Below are 16,372 nucleotides of genomic sequence, written 5' to 3' on the forward strand. Positions count from 1 at the left end.
CCCCGCCCGGCGTCTGTCCGTTTTCGGCGCTTATTCCGCCGCTTCCACTTCGCGTTCCCAGTCGTGCTGGGCGGGGTAGGTGGGAATGCGATCGTCCGGCATTTCCGGGCTGCGGATCGAGCCGAGGAAGCGCTCCACCTGGTTCTTGAGGATCGCGGCCTGAAGCTGCAATTCGGTGGAGGACGATAGCACTTGCGATGCCGCCGCGCCCGTCGCCAGCGAGGTTTCGCGCACGTCTTCCACGCGCCCGGTCACATCGTCGGTGCTGCGCGCGGCAAGGTCGATGCTGCGGGCAAGGTCCTGACCCGCGACCGATTGCTGATCGACGGCGGCAGCGATCGAGACCGAAGTGGCCTCAAGCTGTGCCACGTCTTCCGCAATCGCGCGCAGGGCGGCGACGCTGCCGGTGGTGGAGGCCTGAATCTCGCCGATCTGCGCGGCCACTTCGTCGGTGGCCTTGCTGGTCTGCGCGGCCAGTTCCTTGACCTCTGCGGCGACGACCGCAAAGCCGCGACCGGCCTCTCCCCCGCGCGCCGCCTCGATCGAGGCGTTGAGCGCCAGCAGGTTGGTGCGCTGCGCGATCGAGTGGATCAGCTTGACGATCTGGCCCACCTGTTCGGCCGAAACGGCCAGCTTGGCGATCGTGGCATCGGCATTGGCCGTCGTTTCGCTGGCCTGCCGGGCCAGTTCCGCCGAAGTCGCGGCCTGACGGCTGATCTCGTGGATCGACATCGCGAATTCGTCGCTGGCGGCGGCAGCGGCGGTGACGCCGGCCGAAGCCTCGCCCATCGCGTTGGACACTTCGCTGGTGGTGGTGGCGGCATGTTCGGCCGACTTCGCCATGGAGGTCGCGGTGGACTGCAACTGGCTGGAGGCGGAGGCGACGCCGCTGACGATCTCACCCACGCTCTGTTCGAACTTCTCGGCCAGATCGAGCACGATCTTCTTGCGCTGGTCGCGCGCCATCTCGCGCTCAAGCCGCAGGTCTTCCTGGCGGGCGATCTCGGCTTCGGCGGCGGCGGCGGCTTCCTTGCGCATCTTGTCGAGGCGCAAGTAGCCACGGCGGAAGGTTTCCAGCGAGCGGGCCATGTCGCCGATCTCGTTCACTTGATCGGTGCCGGGCACGTCGATCTCGCGGTCGCCCTCTGCCAGCTTGACCATCGCGTCGGCCATGTCGGCCAACGGGCCGGTGATGTTGCGGCGGGTGATGATGAGGGCGAAAATGCCGTTGAGCGCGGCGACGACGGCGAAGATGAACATCGTCAGCTCGGTCCAGCCGATGAAGCTGTCGCGGCTGCCCTCGATGGACTTCGTGCGCTGCGCCAGCACGTCCTTGATCTGTGCGACTTGACCCGAAATGTCGCTCATTGCCAGGGACGGATCGCCGGCGGCTCCGTTCTGCTGGGCGGCAAGCTGCGTGTCAAAGGCGGTGAGGGTGGGGGTGAGGTGATCGAACAGCAGATCGATACCGGGATCGGCATTGTCGAGGGCGAGGCGCGCCTGTCCCAGCTTTTCGGAAGCGGACTTGACCAGCGCGCGGGTGGCGGTGACTTGCGCGGCATCGATGCCGGTGTCCTTGGCGCGGACAGCGTCCAATTGCTGCATGGCCTGCGCAATGTCGCTCCAGGCGTCAGCAGCGCCGAGCGCGGAATCGTGCAGCTTCGCGGTCAGCGAGGCATCGTCCTTCACCTTGGTCAGCGCGATCGACGCGACCCCGGCGATCGTCACTGACATGACGAGGAAGATACCGATGATGATGCGAATCTTGGTGACGATGGACCGGCGCCAGAACCAGTCGCGCTTCTGCGCGGCAGCCATATCGGTCATTGCACTCTTCCCCCTAGAAGATGTCGGCAAACTATGGAGCAAGTGCCTAGGGAATTACGCTTAAATAAGACTTAAGCGGCGCGCGTGCGGCGGGCGACTTTCGCGTGGCGGAAGAAGCCGGGGGCGCCGCGCTCCGGAGCAAGCCGGTCGGTCAATCCGTACGTCGTCTCACCAGCGCCCAGCATCAGCCAGCCGTCGGGTGCGAGTGCCGACGCGACGCGGGCGAAGGCGCGCTCACGCGTTTCCGCATCGAAGTAGAGCAGCACGTTGCGGCACAGCACCACGTCGAACGTCGGCGATTGGCCGCCGGACAGGACGGGCAGCGGATCGAGCAGATTGTGTTCCTCGAACCGGGTCATGCGGCGCAGGCGTTCGCGTACGCGCCAGCCTTGGGGCGTTTCCTCGAACCACTTGATCATCTCGCCCATCGCAAGGCCGCGCTGGATCTGGAACGGGGTGTAGCAGCCCTTGCGTGCCACCTCGATCACCGAGCTCGAAACGTCGGTGCCCAGGATCGAGATCGTCCAGCCCGCCCAGCGTGCTTCCTGGCTGGCGAAGATCATCGCCAGCGTCAGCGCTTCCTGCCCAGTGGAGCAGCCGACCGACCAGATCGTCAGCGTGCGGGTTTCCGCCCGCGTCTCGGCCAGACCGGGCAGCACATGTCCGGTCAAGTAATCGAAGAACGCGCGATCACGGTAGAAATAGGTTTCGTTGTTCAGCAGCGCTTCCACCATCTGCCGGGCCAGCGTGGTCTGGCGCGTGGGCGAGAAGGTGGCGATCAACTGGTCTATGCTGGTGATGCCATATTCGCGGCAGAGGCCGGAGAGTGCGGAGCCGATGCGCCAGCGGCGATTGTCCGGCAGTTCCTGCCCGGTGCGCGCTTTCAGCAGATCGGCCAGCAGCCGTTCGGAGGCGAGGCTCACTTGCATGACAGCGCTCCGATTCCGGCGATCACGCGCTGGGCGAGTTGCTCGGGCGGCAGTACGGCACTGGCAAGGCCGGCCTCCGCCACCGCGCGCGGCATGCCCCATACGGCGGAGCTGGCCTCGTCCTGCGCCAGGATCGCGCCACCGGCGGAGACGATGCGCGCCGCGCCGAGGGCACCGTCCCGGCCCATGCCGGAAAGCACGACACCCAAAGTGCGGTCGCCCATTTCTTCTGCAAGAGAGGCGAACATCACGTCGAGCGAGGGGAGGCAGCCGCTGGGCGCGGGCTCATGGTCCAGGCGCACGACCAGACTGTCCCCCTTGCGGCGGAAGGCCATGTGCGCGTCGCCCGGCGCGATCAGTACGTGATCCGGCATCAGCGGCATGTCGTCTTCCGCCAGTAGCGTCTCGCAACCGGATGCGGTGCGGATTTGGCGCGCGAAATAGGGGATGATCGCTGGCGGTAGGTGCTGGGTGATGACCACCGGCACGCCCAACTGCCGGGGCAGCGCCGCGAACAGGCTGGCCAGCGCATGAACGCCGCCGGTGGAGGCACCGATGGCGAGCACTTCGGCAGGCTTGTGCGCGGCGTTGCCGGCCGGCTTGCGCCGCTTCACCGGCGGCGGAGTTTCACGGCGCAGCGTATGGGGTGCGGGCGTGGCGGCAAGGCCCAGTTCGCGGATCTTGCCGAGCAGCAGATCTCGATAGTCCCCGTGGAAACCGCGCGCGACGGGCTTGGGCAGGGTGTCCGCCGCGCCCAGCGCCAGTGCGGAAAGCGTGTCGGCCGCACCGTCCACGGTGAGCGAGGAAACGACGAGCACCCGCGCGCCGCGTGCGCGCTCGATCAGGCGGGGCAGTGCCTCCAGCCCGCCCATGCCGGGCATGTCGAGATCGAGAAGAATTACGTCGACGCGGCTGGTGCGCAGGGTTTCCAGCGCGGCCTCTGCATTGCTGGCAATGCCGACGACTTCAAGCCCCTCGGCGCCTTCCACCATGCGTTTCAGCGCGGTGCGGGCCACTAGCGAATCGTCGATGATCATCAGCCGCACCGGCGGCAGCAGCGTTACGCGGGCATTGCGCCGGCGCAGCGAGGGCAGGGGCATCCCAGAAAACCTGTTAGGCCACGCCGACGAGCTGGAGTTTCATGTGCAGGGTATCGTGGTCAAACGGCTTCATCACATATTCGTCGGCCCCCGCCGCGATGGCCGCTTCGATATGCGCCGAATCGCTTTCGGTGGTGCAGAACACGACCTTGGGCTGGTTGGAATGGCCGGTCTGGCGCAGCACGCGCAGGAATTCGATGCCGCTCATCACCGGCATGTTCCAGTCGAGCAGGATCACGTCCGGCATGGCCACTTCGCAGCTCAGCATTGCCTGCTGCCCATCGCAGGCTTCGCTGACCGTGAAGCCCAGGGCTTCCATCGACTGGCGCGAGAACTTGCGGATCAACCGCGAGTCATCGACGATCAGGCAGGTTTTCATGTTTCGCTTCCTTGTCCCCAGAGCCCGATACTAGTCGTTTTACGTAACCAAGAGTTTAAACAACCTCGGTCAGGCCGAGAATTTCATTTTGCGGACCGGCGATCAGGGCTGCGACATTGGCCACCAGCAGCGGCCCCAGCGCGGTTTCGACAAGCCCGTGCGACATCATCGTCCAATTCCCATCCATCCGCGCGCGGACGGGTTCGGGTTCGCTCCAGGCTTCGGTCACGTCCTCCACCTCGTCCAGCAGCAGCGCGTAGGAATGGCCTTCGTGGACGATGACGGCGGCCGGGGCGCCTGCGCCGCGCTGTTCGGTGTCACCGAGGTCGAGCGCGCGGCGGCCGTCGATCACCGTCAGCACGCGGCTGCGCAGTCCGGACAGGCCCGCGACATGCGGCGGTGCGCAAGGTACCGGGGTCATGACGTCCAGTTCGATCACCGATTGCACATCGCGTGAACGCAGCGCGATCCGGCGGCCGGCAAGGGTTACGACGACGAGAAGCTCTCTCATGCTCAGGCCCTCCCGGCGTGGCGGCGCAGCGCACCCATCAGCGCGGCCTGGTCGTAGCGGTAGATGCTGGAGTCGTCCGTCGCGCCGGGATCGGCGCGCAGGCGGATGACTTCGCGGGCGGTTGCGGCGGCGGGTTCCACATCATGCGCCAGGATCGCGAGATCGGCATCGTCCGGCGTATCGGCGGCGACCACGCGGTAACCGGCCGCCTCCACCATCGGGCGCACGAAGTTCTGGATCCAGGTATCGTCCGCCGGCAGCCGGCAGACCGGCTTCACGACACGCGACGGATTGCGCGAATGGCGCGCGAACAACTGGTACGGCGCGACGATCCGCGTGGCCACACCGTCGATCAGTACGATGGGATCCTCTCCCTCCGCGCCGCCGCCGGCGATCACGGCTGCATCCACGTCGCGGATTTCCAGCGCTTCGTTGACGGCATAGGCGATCTCTCCATGGCCGTCGGTCAGGCGCAGTAGACGCAAGGTAGTGCCGACTTCGCCAGCGGTTTCCAGTCCGTCCAGCGGCAGGATGCTTTCGCGGATCACCACCAGCTTGCGGCCCCCCTCGATAGTGATGGCGTCGGGGGAGACTTCCTCCAGCCGGTCCAGCACGCCCACCGGCATGGCGCGGCGGGTACCGTCCAGCGCGTCGAACAGCAGCACCTGCATCGTGCGGCGCGGCAGGGCGGGACCGGTGTCCGGCAGCCGTGCGCGGCGTTCGAGGGCATCGATGGCAAGGCCGCCAGCGCGGGCAAGTCCGCTCACTTCCAGCAGCAGGATCGGATGTCCGTCATCGGTGAGCGTGGTTCCGGCGTAGAGCCCGGTGGCGATGATCGCGGGCGCGGCCGGCTTGATCACCAGTTCCTCGTGCCCGAACACTTCGTCCACCATCAGCGCGAAATAGCCGCCGGCGTGGCGCAGCACGATCACCGGGCGGGTGGCGTCCGGTCCATCGTCCGAAAGCCGCAACACGTGCGAGGCCATCAGGCAGGGCAGGCGGCGGTCGCGAATGCGTGCGAGCATGGCGCCGCCCACTTCGTCGATCTCCAGCGTGCCTTCGGTGAGGTGGACGATCTCTTCCACCGAACTGCGCGGGATGCCGAAGCGCTGCTGGCCGATCCCTAGGGTAACGGCGGGAATGATCGTCAAGGTCAGCGGCACGCGCAGGGTGACGCGGGTGCCCATGCCGGGCGTCGAATCGATCTCGATGGAGCCGCCGATCCGCTCGATATTGGCGCGCACCACGTCCATGCCGACGCCGCGCCCGGAGATCGCGGTGACCGTTTCCGCCGTGGACAGCCCCGCCTCGAACATCAGGTCGAACACTTCGGCGCGGGAGAGGTGTGCTGCCTCTGCCGCATCGACGATGCCGGCGGCCACGGCCTTTTCGATCAGGCGCTTCTCGTTGATGCCGCGTCCATCGTCGACGATGTCGATCAGGATCTTGTTGCCGGTCTGCCGGGCCGAGACGGTGAGGCGGCCGACTTCCGCCTTGCCCGCCGCGCGGCGCAGCGGCACCACTTCGATGCCGTGGTCGATCGCGTTGCGGACGATGTGGGTCAGCGGATCGCGGATGATCTCCACCATCTCGCGGTCCAGTTCCACTTCGTTGCCGGCGATCTCCACATGCACCTGCTTGCCCAGCTCGGAGGCTAGATCGCGCACCATGCGGGGCAGGCCGGAGAACAGGCTTTCCACCCGCTGCATGCGCGTGCGCGTCATCGCATCGCGCACGTCGGCGATGATGGCGGAGAGGCGGTCGAACGGTTCGTGGACTTGCGGCTCCACCTGGCCTTCGCGCAAGTGACGGGCCAGCTCGTTGCGTGCCAGCACCATGTCGGAAACGCCGCTCATCACCTTGTCCAGCAGTTCGACCGGGATGCGGATCGTGCGCTGGGGCTGGGCGGTGCGCGATCCGGCGGCGCTTGCTGGCGCGGTGGGGGCGACGAGGGCGGTCACGGGGGAGGCTGCGGGTTGCAGCGCGGCGGTCAGCGCCTCGTCCCCGCCTTCGGGGAAAGTCTCGCCCGCTTCGATGGCGTCCACCATGTCGCCCACGCGGTCGATCACGGCGAGCACGCCGCTGACCAACGCGGCATCGGCGGTGCGACGCCCGGCGCGTACATCTGCCAGCGCGTCTTCCGCCGCGTGGCTCAGCGCTTCCAGGCGCGGCAAGTCAACGAAGCCGCAATTGCCCTTCACGGTGTGGAGGAAGCGGAAGATCGAATCGAGGCGCGCGCGATCGCCCGGGTCTTCCTCCCAGGAAATCAGTTCGCCCCCCAGCGCTTCCAGCATTTCGCGGGTTTCGGCGACGAAGTCTTCGAGCAATTCGTCCATGGTAGGCCCCCAAGACCTCAGCCTCTGCCCGGGGCTTATGCGGCGTAATAAATTAACCAAGAGTATAGGAGGCGGCCATTCAAGGGTGCGGAAACCCGTCCATCGGCGCGATGCGGCAATTCGTGCGCGTGTGTTTGGTAAAATTTCCTTTTCAGCAAGGATTTCCCCCTAGCCTGTCGCACAAGCGAGGAGACCGTGCGTTGATCGAGATCGAAGTCCAGAACGAGACGCGCCAGACGCAGGAGACCGTGCGGTTCGCCGCCGTCCCCCGCATCGGCGAGGGCGTGAGGCTGCAGGATCCCAGCGGATTCTGGGTTTCCTACGACGTTGTGGACTTGTGGTACCAGAAGGCCGAATTCGGCGAGATCTGGATGCCCTACATCCACGTCCGCATGACGCCGTCCGAAATCAACGTCGAATCGCTGCCCCGGCCGGAGCCGGTGGCGGAGGATAAGGAAGAAGTGATCGAGACGGCCAAGAAGGTCGCCAAGATCCTTCAGGCCAACGAGAACGCGTGAGCTGAGGTTGGGTTTTCCGCGTTTTCCGAGCCATCAGGTGGTCCACCTGATTAGAAAACGCCCAAGGGAGTAAGTGTCATTCTTGAAGGTCTGATCAAGCGCTCCCCGGCGCCCGCGCGCCACGATGGCGAAGCACCCGTGCAGGTCGTGCAGCCCGCCGTCGAACCGGAAGCGCCGCGTGGCCGCCGCGGCCTGATCGTCGACGATTCCCGCGTGATCCGGAAGGTGTCGCGCCGCATCCTGGAAGCGCTGGGCTACACCGTGTTCGAAGCGGAGAACGGCGAGGAAGCGCTGAGCAAGTGCATGGCGGCTATGCCCGACCTGATCCTGCTGGACTGGAACATGCCGCTGATGGGCGGGCTGGAATTCGTGACCGCTTTGCGCGGCATGCAGGGCGCGCACCGCCCCAAGGTGGTGTTCTGCACCACCAATTCGGAAAACGGCGATATCCGCAAGGGGATCGAGGCCGGCGCCGACGAATACGTCATCAAGCCGTTCGACCACCACACCCTGCACATGAAGCTTCAGGGCATCGGCGCGGCCTGAGGGGCGCGAAGGTCGCTGGAGAGGCGGGTCAGCCCGTGGCCTGCATCACCGCGCCCGAACGCACCGGCACCGTGCCGGTCTGCGTTGTCGTGCGCGACGATGGCGCGGGTGCCGTTTCGGGCAGGCGATAGCCGTAGCGCGACAGGTCGTGCCCGGTCATGCGCTGGAGCTGCAAGTTGCTTTCGGCATAGCGATCGCCGGCGATCTGTTCGATCTGGCGCTTCAGCCGCCGCTTGAACGGCGCATCGACCAGCCGCGTCGGCTCGAACAGGGGGCGGATGCGGCGATACCAGCGATCGAACGGATTGAACTTGATCGGCGCATGCGGCGATAACTGGTTGCGGTAGATCAGCCCGTTCAGGTGCCGCCGCAGCAGCTGCATCATGATCGGCATGCTGGAATTGGCCATGTCGCCGAAGATGTCCGTATTGATCCGGCTGGTCGACTGGCCGCAGAAACGCGCGATCTCCACGGCGATCCGCCAGGTTTCCGCGTGCAGCGTCTCATAGGGGATGACCAGCACGTTTTCGGGCCCGAACAGCGTGCGATAGTATTCGATCAGCGGCACGTAGGAGAAAGTGCGCAGGTCGAATTCCGGCTTGCGGAACAGCTTGGGCTGGATCGGCTTGATCAGCCGCTGGAAAGACAGCGATCCGCCGTCGGTGATGTATTGCAAGTAGTAGGAATAGAGCATCGAGCGTTGTTCGCGCACGAAGACCAGGATGCGCGCATCGGGCAGGCAGGTCTTGATGCGGTCCGCGATCATCCGCGCATCGAACCCGCCCGATCCCGGATAACCTGAAAGCCGCTCGTGCGAGAGGACCAGCGTGCGGCCGCGCGTGCGCGCCTCGTAGGCGACGCGGTGGTAAGCCTCGATCACTTTCGGGTCCATCTCGTCGAACGCGCCGTAGCGGATGAAATCGGCCTGGAGGTGGAAGCGATCCCGTCCGGGCCGTTCGAAGCCAAGGTCGGAACGGGCGAACAGCGTGCGCTGGAGCAGCGTTGAGGCGGTCTTGTGAAAGCCGATGTGAACGAGCGGTCGGATCGCCTGCTGGGACAACGCCGGAACTCCATGCCTTTCCGGGGAAGGCAACCTGTTGGGTAACGACCGCGCTCGACAGGTCCCGGCCCGTCTCCTGAACGTCGAAATGAGTGTTCCCGTTCCCATATATCGGGTCAATTACCACGAATCGTCCCCGCCAACTCTTAAGTCTATTCGCTCGTCGTGCCGGGTGAGGGCGGCAATTCTTACGTCGAAGGGGGTGCCACCCGCTCTCCGATGACCGCTGGCGATGGCCTTAGGAGTGATTGCCCGCAAGGGAATCGCCCAGCACTTTTCAAGGCATCGCCACATGCCCGCATCGTATTGCGGCGTAAGGGAGCTCCGTCCTGTGAACGAACTCGACAAGGTCAGCGATCTCAGCCCCGATCCGGGGGCGAACCCCGCCCTGGTTGCCCCCATTCTGGTCACGGGGGCCGCCGGCTTCATCGGGCATGCCACCGCCCATCGCCTGCTGGCGCGCGGAGAGCGTGTGATCGGGCTCGACGTGCTGAACGATTATTACGACCCCGCGCTCAAGGAAGCGCGGCTGGCGACTTTCGAAGGACATCCGGGCTTCACGTTCCACCGCATGGACATTGCCGATGCGGAAGCGATGGCGGCGCTGGTGCGGGAGGCTGGCGTGCGCCGGGTGGTTCACCTCGCCGCGCAGGCGGGGGTGCGCTACAGCCTGTCGCATCCTTTCGCCTACCAGCATTCGAACCTGGCGGGGCACCTGTCCGTGCTGGAGGCCTGCCGCCACGCGCCGGGGTTCGAGCATCTGGTCTATGCCTCTTCCAGCTCGGTCTATGGCGATCGGCCGCTGGCGGGCAGCGGGTTTTCAGAGGACGATCCCACGGTTTCGCCCGTCTCGCTCTATGCCGCCACCAAGCGTTCCTGCGAACTGATGAGCCATGCCTATGCCGGCCTCTACCACTTCGCGCAGACGGGGCTGCGGTTCTTCACCGTCTATGGCCCGTGGGGGCGGCCCGACATGGCCTATTTCAGCTTCACCGGCAAAATCCTTTCGGGAGAGCCGATCGAAGTCTATGGCGAAGGCAAGATGGCGCGGGACTTCACCTATATCGACGACATCGTCGATGGTGTGATCGGCGCGCTGGACAATCCGCCGGGCGGCGGAGCCTTCGATCCGCTGCATCGGGTGCTCAACATCGGTGACAGCCGTCCGGTGGGGCTGATGGACATGATCGCAGCGCTGGAAGCGGCGTTGGGGCGTGAGGCGATCAAGATCATGCGGCCGATGCAGCCGGGCGACGTCACCGCCACTTATGCTGACGTCAGCCGCCTGAATGCGCTGACGGGCTATCACCCCAAGGTGATGCTGGAAGAGGGATTGCAGCGCTTCGCCGACTGGTATCGCGCCTTCTACGATCGCGAGATCGAGGCAGCAACTCAGGCGGCCGAATGAAGCCCGCGGCGCCCCGCACGATGGACTTGCGCGGCGAACTGGCGACGCTGGCGCGCTTCATTGCGGTGGGCGCGCTCAACACGGCGATCGGCTATGGGCTGATCCTCTGCTGGCTGTTTGCAGGGCTGGGGGACTATGCGGCCAACGTCGCTGGCTTTGCGATGGGGTTGCCGATCTCCTGGGCCTTGCACCGCACTCTGACCTTCCGCGCCCGCTATCGGCCCAGCGGCAACGAGATGGTGCGCTACGTGGTGGTGTTCCTGATCGCTTACGGCGCCAACCTGGGCACGATCGCGGCAGGCCGCGCGGCCGGGCTGGGCGGCAGCGCGCTGCTGCAGGGCCTTGCCGTCTGCACCTATGCGGCGCTGTTGTTCGTGCTGACGCGCCTTATCGTGTTTCCCGCGCGACGAGGGTGACCACTTCGGGAAAGTTCAGCCGTGTCTCGACGATGGGGCTGGCGCTGCTTTTCGCCTGAAGAAACAGGCGGCCCACATATTCGCCCAGGATGCCCATGAAGATCGAATTGATGGAGATCGACATGAGCAGCAGGATCGTCGTCGTCGCGAAACCGGCGGGCCAGTGCTGGCCCAGGAATATCCGGCCGACGAGGTAGACGAAGGTCAGCAGCAGCGTCAGCAGGCCGATCATGATGCCGGAGATCGAGGCGAAGCGCAGCGGCAGCAGCGAATGGTTTAGCACCCCGTCCACCGCCAGCGAGATCATCGATTTCAGCGGGAACTTGCTCTGCCCGGCGGCGCGATCCGCCCGGTCGTACTCCAGTCCGATCTGGGAAAAGCCCATCGCGCTGATCAAGCCGCGCAGATAGGGGGAGGCATCGTCCACCTTGTGCAGTTCGGTCAGGATGCGGCGGTCCACCAGGCGGAACTCTCCGGCATTGACCGGCAGTTCGTCGTCGCTGATCCAGGTGATGAAGCGATAGAACGCACGCCGCGCCGTCGCCACCGCGAAACCGTCCTGCAGGCTGCGGCGGATGCCGTAGACCACCTGATGGCCCATCCGCCAGAGTTGCAGCATCTCCGGGATCAATTCCGGCGGATCCTGAAGGTCGCAGTCGAGCTGGATGGAGCAGGCGCCGCTGGCCGCCTTGTAGGCGCAGAGCAGCGAGCGCTGATAGCCGTAGTTGCGCGAAAAGCGGATGACCTTCAGCGCCCGGTCCTTCTGCGCCAATTCTTCCAGCAGATCGAACGTCCGGTCGGTCGAATGGTTGTCGGTGACGATGATCTCGTAGCTGTATTCGGGCAGTTTCTCGAAGACGCGCACGATCGCTTCGTAGCAGCGGACGACGTTCTGCTCTTCGTTCAAGGCCGGTACGAGGATCGATACCAGGGTCTTGGGCTCGCCGTTCACCGCTCTATCCTGCCAGGCTGCGCAAGTGCTGTTCGGCCGCGATCGTCTGGCGCAGCCCGTCATCGAGCGCGATCTGCCGTGTCCATTCGAAGCGCGTTTGCGCCAGTTCGGTTGCGAAGCGCAGTTCCACCGGGCGATCCCCCGGCTGCGCCGCGCGCGCGATGACAAGGGCCGGGTCGCAGCCGGCGAGTTCGACGATGCGATCCGCAACTTCCCGCATGGCGGGCGCCAGTCCAGACCCCACGTTCACCACCGGGCAGTCGCGAGGGGCGCGTTCGGCGATGCGCAGGATGGCGTCGACCACATCGGCAACGTGCAGCAGATCGCGCCGGTCATCCGGGCGCTGCATGGTGACCGGGCGGCGGGACAGCGCCGCCTCTATCACCGAAGGCACGAAGAAACTGGGCGACTGGGCAGGGCCGTAGCATAGCGCCAGCCTTGCGGTGATGGCGGGAAATGGCAGCGTGGGCGCCAGCATGGCCAGATAGTGCGTGGCTGCCAGCATCCCGGCGCCATAGGGCGTGGTGGGGCGGGCGGCGCCGGTTTCGCGATAGGGCAGCGCGGCGTCGCCATATTCGGCGATGGTGCCGGCACGCACCATGACGGTGGGCGGTACCGGCAGGGCGGACAGCGCTTCCACAAGGTTGAGCAGCGGCCCGATGTAATGGTCCAGCGTCTCGCGCGCGGCGGCGGGGCTGGGCGTGGCGGGCATGCGCGTTTCGGCGGCGAGGTGGAATACCCGCGTCGGCGCGATCGCGGCGACGCACTCCTGCAGGACGCGCCGGTCGGCAAAGTCGGTGGCATGGATCGTCAGGCGCCCGGCCAGGGGGGCAAGCCGCACGAGCGAGGTGGTAGGGCGGACGAGCGCGTGAACTTCATCGCCCATGGCAACAAGGCGCGCGGCGAGGTGAGAGCCGATGAAGCCGGCTGCCCCCGTCACCAACGAAACCGAATTGCCCACGACGCGGCCCTTTCCGTGCAGCCCGGAAATCCGGGCGGTCACTTCCCTTTCGTCAGATGGCAGTACCGGGGCCACCCTTGGTTGACTGGTCCGGTCCGGCTGTCGCTGCCGCCGGTTCCGGTGGGGCGGAGCGGCTCAGGCATTGGCCGCCTCGAAACGGGAGGACGCGGATAGCGATGCGACGAAAGCCTCGAAATTCTCGTGCATGTAATCGATGTGGGCTTCGGTCAGGCCGTGATGGCAGGCGAGCAGGATGCCGCCCTTCATCACCGTGTCGGCCACCGGATAGCCATCGGGCGACGCTTTCACGGTCACCCCCTGCATGGCCGGCTGGCGCAGGATGTTGCCGGTGAAGACCGGGCGCGTCTGGATGTCGCGCTGTTCCAGCCAGATCTGCAACTGGGTGCGGGTGAACGGCGCGCTTTCGCGAATGGTCAGCGGGAAGGCCAGCCAGCCGGTACGCGCTGCTGGATGCTGGCGGGGCAGTTCGAACCAATCCTCGAACCGCTTGAAGAAGTCGTACTGGCGGCGGAAGTTGTGTTCGCGCGCGGCGATGTTGTGTTCCAGCTTGCCCAGTTGGACAAGGCCGAAGGCGGCGCCCATTTCCGAAGGCTCCACATTGAAGCCCAGTTCGTCGAACAGGAACTTGGCGTCATAGTCGATCCCGTCCAGCGCGACGTTGAAGCGCTTGTCGATGCTTTCGGAATCGACATGGAGCGAACTCGTCCGCCCCCACGATCGCAGCAGCAGCGCGCGGCGGGCAAGGTCTTCGTCCGAAACGCAGATCATGCCGCCATTGCCGGCCGCGTTGATCACGTGCGATCCGTAGAAGCTGGTGGTGGAGATGTGCGAACGCGTGCCCGTGCTGGTGCCGCGCAGGGTGGCGCCCAGCGTATCGGCGCTGTCTTCGATGACGATCAGCCCGTGGGCATCGGCGATGGCGCGGATGCGATCCCAGTCGGGCAGGTTGCCGATCAGCGATGGGATCATCATCGCCTTCGTTTCGGGCCCGATCATCGCTTCTATCCGGTCGACGTCGATGTTGTAGGTGCCCGGCGCGGAATCGACGAAGGCGGGGACAAGGCGCGACCGCACGATCGGGGCCACCGTCGTCGCGAAGGTCAGTGCGGGGGTAATGACTTCGCTGCCTTCGGGAAGGTTCAGCAATTCCACCGCCAGGTAGTTCGCCGAAGAGCCCGAATTGACCATGATTCCGTGGCTCTTGGCGAAGAGCGCGGCAACCTGCTCCTGCATGGCGCGCACTTTGGGGCCCATCTGGGTCGAGGTTCGCAGAACTTCGACGACGGCGGCGATCTCTTCCTCGCCATGGACGGTCTGGCCGTAGTTCACGCGCATGCTGTTGCTGTCCCCTCGAAGGATTGGGCTTGCCGGGATGGGGCAAGGGCGAAAGTTCCGAAGTATCGGGCGATCTGCGCTTCGCTGAAGGCACGCATGTCCGGTCCGCTGCGGGTGGCGGCGCGATACCATTCGGCGGCCATCGCCACCGCCTGTTCGGTGGTGAGGCGCGCCCGCCAGCCCAGCCGGGCCTGCGCCTTGCTGGAATCAAGCGTGAGCATGCCTGCCTCATGCGGGTCGTCGGGCCGGTGGCCGAAGGCGATCTGGGCCACACCGGGCCCCCACGAATGCTGGAACTGGCGCGCCAGCGCCTCCACGTCGATGAACCCGTCCGCGTTGGGCCCGAAGTTGAAGGCCGTGGCGTAGTGCGCGGCATCGCTGCCCAGCAATTTCGCGCCGAGCATCAGGTAACCGGTCAGTGGTTCCAGCACGTGCTGCCATGGCCGCACGCTGGCCGGGTTGCGGATCGTCACTGCCGTGTCGGCCAGGGTTGCGCGCACGATATCGGGCAGCAGCCGGTCCAGCGACATGTCGCCGCCGCCGATCACGTTGCCTGCGCGCACGGTGGCGATCTGGCAACCGGTAGGATCGCCGAAGTAGGATTGCCGGAACGCTGCGGCGACCAGTTCGGTGCAGCCTTTCGAAGCGCTGTAGGGATCGGCCCCGCCCAGCGCGTCATTCTCGCGATAGGGCCATTCCCACTCGCGATTGTCGTAGCACTTGTCGCTGGTGACGACGATCGCGCCGCGCACCGATGGCATGCGCCGCACGGCGTCCAGCACCACGGCTGTGCCGGTGACGTTGGTGGCGAAGGTTTCCACCGGATCGGCATAGGACGGGCGCACCAGCGCCTGCGCGGCAAGGTGGAACACCAGATCCGGCTCCAGCCCTTGGCACGCGGCGCCATAGGCGGCGGCATCGCGGATGTCGGCAATCCGGTGGTCGACCAGTTCCCCAAGGCCGACGGTGTGGAAAAAGTCAGGGCCTTGCGGGGGGCGTTGCAAGGCGATCCCGGAAACCTCAGCGCCCAGTCGCCTGAGCAGGAGGCACAGCCAGCCACCCTTGAAGCCGGTATGGCCAGTCACCAGAATCCGCTTGCCCCGGTATGCCGCGACAAGCGCCTGATCCAGAGAGCCCTGTTCAGGCATGTTGCAGTTTGGGGCCATCGGTGCTGAGCACCGGCTGACCGTTCTCGAAATCCATCCACGGTGGCAGTGTCTGCGTGCCCAGCCGGTCCAGCGTGTCGCGGTCGCGCACGGTGTCCATCGGGTGCCAGAAGCCCTTGTGCTTGAACGCCATCAGCTGCCCGTCGTGGGCAAGGCGGGTGAGCGGGGCCTGTTCCAGCGGCTCCTCGTCGCCGGTCAGGTAATCCAGCACGCCGGGTTCGAACACGAAGAAGCCGCCGTTGATCCAGGTTTCGTACTTGATGACCTTTTCGGTGAATTCCACCACCCGGCCGCCGTTGCCCGCGCATTCGCCCAGTTCCAGGTTGCCGAAGCGGGCGGGCGGCTGCACCGCCGTCACCGTGGCCAGCTTCCCGTGCGAGCGATGGAATTCCAGCAAGGCGGGAATGTCGATGTTGCCCACCCCGTCGGAGTAGGTGACCATGAAAGCCTCGTCATCCAGCCACGACTTCAGCCGCTTGATGCGCCCGCCGGTCATCGTCGCCAGCCCGGTATCGACCACCGAGACGCGCCAGTCGACTTTCGAGGTGGGGCGCAGCGCCATCTCGCCATTGCCGATGCCCACGGTGAAGTCGTTGGTCATCAGGTGCAGCGCCTGAAAAAAACTCTTTATCGCCATGGCCTTGTAGCCGCAGGCGACGATGAAATCGTTGTGGCCCCAGTGGTCGTAGATATCCATGACGTGCAACATGATGGGGCGCCCGGCCACTTCCACCATGGGCTTGGGGATCCGAACCGTCTCTTCGGCAAGGCGCGAGCCAAGCCCTCCGGCAAGCAGGACGACTTTCATAACGGTTTCTCCGGACACGGAAATTTCTGGCGAAATCCTCCGCTGGATGCCCCGAAGGTAAGGGCAGAGCGGGTGTCCGGCGAAATGGGCATCGGGGTT

General features: G+C 65.7%; 16 protein-coding genes. 4 read left to right on the plus strand and 12 right to left on the minus strand.

The window, feature by feature from the left end:
* Positions 1-30: 30 nt before the first annotated feature.
* The 6 genes from WBP07_RS02695 to WBP07_RS02720 all read right to left on the minus strand — a co-directional run bounded on the left by WBP07_RS02695 (position 31) and on the right by WBP07_RS02720 (position 7,082).
* Positions 31-1,827 (minus strand): methyl-accepting chemotaxis protein, encoded by a 1,797-nt coding sequence (locus WBP07_RS02695; protein WP_395394120.1) that lies wholly within the window; start codon positions 1,825-1,827, stop codon positions 31-33.
* A 71-nt stretch (positions 1,828-1,898) separates the two neighbouring features.
* On the minus strand, positions 1,899-2,756 hold the full coding sequence (locus tag WBP07_RS02700; protein ID WP_395394121.1) for a CheR family methyltransferase: 858 nt from the start codon (positions 2,754-2,756) through the stop codon (positions 1,899-1,901).
* Positions 2,747-3,856: a chemotaxis-specific protein-glutamate methyltransferase CheB gene (cheB, locus tag WBP07_RS02705; RefSeq protein WP_395394122.1), complete on the minus strand. Its 1,110-nt coding sequence runs from the start codon at positions 3,854-3,856 to the stop codon at positions 2,747-2,749. The genes WBP07_RS02700 and cheB overlap by 10 nt, the downstream gene beginning before the upstream one ends.
* Before the next feature lie 13 nt (positions 3,857-3,869).
* Positions 3,870-4,235, minus strand: a complete 366-nt coding sequence (locus WBP07_RS02710) for a PleD family two-component system response regulator (protein WP_395394123.1) — start codon at positions 4,233-4,235, stop codon at positions 3,870-3,872.
* Positions 4,236-4,290: 55 nt separating this feature from the next.
* On the minus strand, positions 4,291-4,746 hold the full coding sequence (locus tag WBP07_RS02715; protein WP_395394125.1) for a chemotaxis protein CheW: 456 nt from the start codon (positions 4,744-4,746) through the stop codon (positions 4,291-4,293).
* Positions 4,747-4,748: 2 nt separating this feature from the next.
* A complete protein-coding gene (locus tag WBP07_RS02720; RefSeq protein WP_395394126.1) occupies positions 4,749-7,082 on the minus strand; it encodes a chemotaxis protein CheA in 2,334 nt (777 codons plus the stop codon).
* A gap of 200 nt (positions 7,083-7,282) precedes the next feature.
* Here WBP07_RS02720 and WBP07_RS02725 point away from each other — a divergent pair, with 200 nt between their 5' ends.
* Both WBP07_RS02725 and WBP07_RS02730 read left to right on the plus strand, forming a co-directional pair.
* The gene (locus WBP07_RS02725) at positions 7,283-7,600 is read left to right on the plus strand and encodes a hypothetical protein (RefSeq protein ID WP_395327367.1); all 318 of its coding nucleotides are present in this window, start codon (positions 7,283-7,285) and stop codon (positions 7,598-7,600) included.
* Positions 7,601-7,738: 138 nt separating this feature from the next.
* Positions 7,739-8,146: a response regulator gene (locus WBP07_RS02730; RefSeq protein WP_395394128.1), complete on the plus strand. Its 408-nt coding sequence runs from the start codon at positions 7,739-7,741 to the stop codon at positions 8,144-8,146.
* Between the two features lie 28 nt (positions 8,147-8,174).
* Here the strand turns inward: WBP07_RS02730 and WBP07_RS02735 are convergent, their stop codons facing one another.
* Positions 8,175-9,206, minus strand: a complete 1,032-nt coding sequence (locus WBP07_RS02735; RefSeq protein WP_395394129.1) for a hypothetical protein — start codon at positions 9,204-9,206, stop codon at positions 8,175-8,177.
* Between the two features lie 388 nt (positions 9,207-9,594).
* Here WBP07_RS02735 and WBP07_RS02740 point away from each other — a divergent pair, with 388 nt between their 5' ends.
* Both WBP07_RS02740 and WBP07_RS02745 read left to right on the plus strand, forming a co-directional pair.
* The gene (locus tag WBP07_RS02740) at positions 9,595-10,614 is read left to right on the plus strand and encodes an SDR family NAD(P)-dependent oxidoreductase (RefSeq protein WP_395395707.1); all 1,020 of its coding nucleotides are present in this window, start codon (positions 9,595-9,597) and stop codon (positions 10,612-10,614) included.
* Positions 10,611-11,030: a GtrA family protein gene (locus WBP07_RS02745; RefSeq protein WP_395394130.1), complete on the plus strand. Its 420-nt coding sequence runs from the start codon at positions 10,611-10,613 to the stop codon at positions 11,028-11,030. The genes WBP07_RS02740 and WBP07_RS02745 overlap by 4 nt, the downstream gene beginning before the upstream one ends.
* Here WBP07_RS02745 and WBP07_RS02750 read toward each other — a convergent pair.
* From WBP07_RS02750 to rfbF, 5 genes are all read right to left on the minus strand, one after another.
* Positions 11,002-11,982: a glycosyltransferase family 2 protein gene (locus WBP07_RS02750; protein WP_395394132.1), complete on the minus strand. Its 981-nt coding sequence runs from the start codon at positions 11,980-11,982 to the stop codon at positions 11,002-11,004. The genes WBP07_RS02745 and WBP07_RS02750 overlap by 29 nt on opposite strands.
* 4 nt (positions 11,983-11,986) lie before the next feature.
* Complete coding sequence (locus WBP07_RS02755) at positions 11,987-12,985, minus strand: NAD-dependent epimerase/dehydratase family protein (RefSeq protein ID WP_395394133.1); 999 nt, start codon at positions 12,983-12,985, stop codon at positions 11,987-11,989.
* A gap of 93 nt (positions 12,986-13,078) precedes the next feature.
* A complete protein-coding gene (locus WBP07_RS02760; RefSeq protein WP_395394134.1) occupies positions 13,079-14,299 on the minus strand; it encodes a DegT/DnrJ/EryC1/StrS family aminotransferase in 1,221 nt (406 codons plus the stop codon).
* Positions 14,290-15,447, minus strand: coding sequence for a CDP-glucose 4,6-dehydratase (gene rfbG, locus WBP07_RS02765; protein ID WP_395394135.1), 1,158 nt, complete (start codon positions 15,445-15,447; stop codon positions 14,290-14,292). Before rfbG ends, WBP07_RS02760 begins: the two co-directional genes overlap by 10 nt.
* Positions 15,440-16,273, minus strand: coding sequence for a glucose-1-phosphate cytidylyltransferase (gene rfbF, locus WBP07_RS02770; RefSeq protein WP_395394136.1), 834 nt, complete (start codon positions 16,271-16,273; stop codon positions 15,440-15,442). Before rfbF ends, rfbG begins: the two co-directional genes overlap by 8 nt.
* Positions 16,274-16,372 lie beyond the last annotated feature (99 nt).

Origin of the sequence: Novosphingobium oxfordense, from assembly GCF_044029435.1 — a bacterium.
In the GTDB taxonomy this organism is placed as follows: domain Bacteria; phylum Pseudomonadota; class Alphaproteobacteria; order Sphingomonadales; family Sphingomonadaceae; genus Novosphingobium.

Bases quoted from the DNA above. Each gene is read 5' to 3' on its own strand.
- WBP07_RS02695 (WP_395394120.1), bottom strand. From the start codon at position 1,827: ATGACCGATATGGCTGCCGCGCAGAAGCGCGACTGGTTCTGGCGCCGG.
- WBP07_RS02700 (WP_395394121.1), bottom strand. From the start codon at position 2,756: ATGCAAGTGAGCCTCGCCTCCGAACGGCTGCTGGCCGATCTGCTGAAA.
- cheB (WP_395394122.1), bottom strand. From the start codon at position 3,856: ATGCCCCTGCCCTCGCTGCGCCGGCGCAATGCCCGCGTAACGCTGCTG.
- WBP07_RS02710 (WP_395394123.1), bottom strand. From the start codon at position 4,235: ATGAAAACCTGCCTGATCGTCGATGACTCGCGGTTGATCCGCAAGTTC.
- WBP07_RS02715 (WP_395394125.1), bottom strand. From the start codon at position 4,746: ATGAGAGAGCTTCTCGTCGTCGTAACCCTTGCCGGCCGCCGGATCGCG.
- WBP07_RS02720 (WP_395394126.1), bottom strand. From the start codon at position 7,082: ATGGACGAATTGCTCGAAGACTTCGTCGCCGAAACCCGCGAAATGCTG.
- WBP07_RS02745 (WP_395394130.1), top strand. From the start codon at position 10,611: ATGAAGCCCGCGGCGCCCCGCACGATGGACTTGCGCGGCGAACTGGCG.
- WBP07_RS02760 (WP_395394134.1), bottom strand. From the start codon at position 14,299: ATGCGCGTGAACTACGGCCAGACCGTCCATGGCGAGGAAGAGATCGCC.
- rfbG (WP_395394135.1), bottom strand. From the start codon at position 15,447: ATGCCTGAACAGGGCTCTCTGGATCAGGCGCTTGTCGCGGCATACCGG.
- rfbF (WP_395394136.1), bottom strand. From the start codon at position 16,273: ATGAAAGTCGTCCTGCTTGCCGGAGGGCTTGGCTCGCGCCTTGCCGAA.